Origin of the sequence: Salipiger bermudensis, from assembly GCF_017309175.1 — a bacterium.
Taxonomy (GTDB): domain Bacteria; phylum Pseudomonadota; class Alphaproteobacteria; order Rhodobacterales; family Rhodobacteraceae; genus Salipiger; species Salipiger bermudensis.
Window position 1 is genome coordinate 1 of the sequence record NZ_JAEKJV010000057.1, and the last position, 619, is coordinate 619.

The 619-nt window shown below is 59.3% G+C and carries 1 tRNA gene and 1 pseudogene; one reads left to right on the forward strand and one right to left on the reverse strand.

Annotation, left to right across the window (positions count from 1 at the left end):
- The first annotated feature begins 30 nt into the window (after positions 1 to 30).
- A tRNA-Met gene (locus JF542_RS24330) sits at positions 31 to 107 on the forward strand.
- A 91-nt stretch (positions 108 to 198) separates the two neighbouring features.
- Here the strand turns inward: JF542_RS24330 and JF542_RS24335 are convergent.
- Positions 199 to 619, reverse strand: a pseudogene (locus JF542_RS24335) (integrase core domain-containing protein); the annotation flags it as partial.

The window sequence follows — 619 nt, forward strand, 5'->3', positions numbered from 1 at the left end:
CTGACCAATACACAATCAGGGCAAAATCGCCGCGGGATGGAGCAGCCCGGTAGCTCGTCAGGCTCATAACCTGAAGGTCGTAGGTTCAAATCCTACTCCCGCAACCAGTTCTAACGAACGCTCCGGGTCTTTCGGCTGGGGTGTTTTTTGTTGCCTACCTCCCAGCGCAAGTGACCTGCCCCCCTGCCGGTCCCTCATTCATAACGCGAGTCTGCAGGTTGGATTTGGGTATTCGGCTTTCTGCGGCGTCTGGTTGGCCAGGGACGAATGCGGGCGGTCCGTATTGTAGTCGTAGCGCCAGAGCGCCAGCTTTCTCCGTGCGTCGTCCAGGCTGCCGAAGATCTCCTCGTTGAGGTGATCGTATACGATCACCGTCCCGCAGGCTGCCGTTTAAGCTTTCGATGAACGGGCATACCCGGATCGATGTAATGCCAAGGCACCGCGTTCTCATCGGCCCATTTCAGGATCGCCCGACTGGTGAACTCTGTGCCATTATTGCTAACAATGCAGCCGGGCTTGCCGTAGACCCGGATAAGGGCGCTGAGCTCCCGGGCAACCCTTGCCCCGGAGAGGCTGGTGTCCGCCACGAGGCACAGGCATTCGCGCGTGCAGTCGTCGA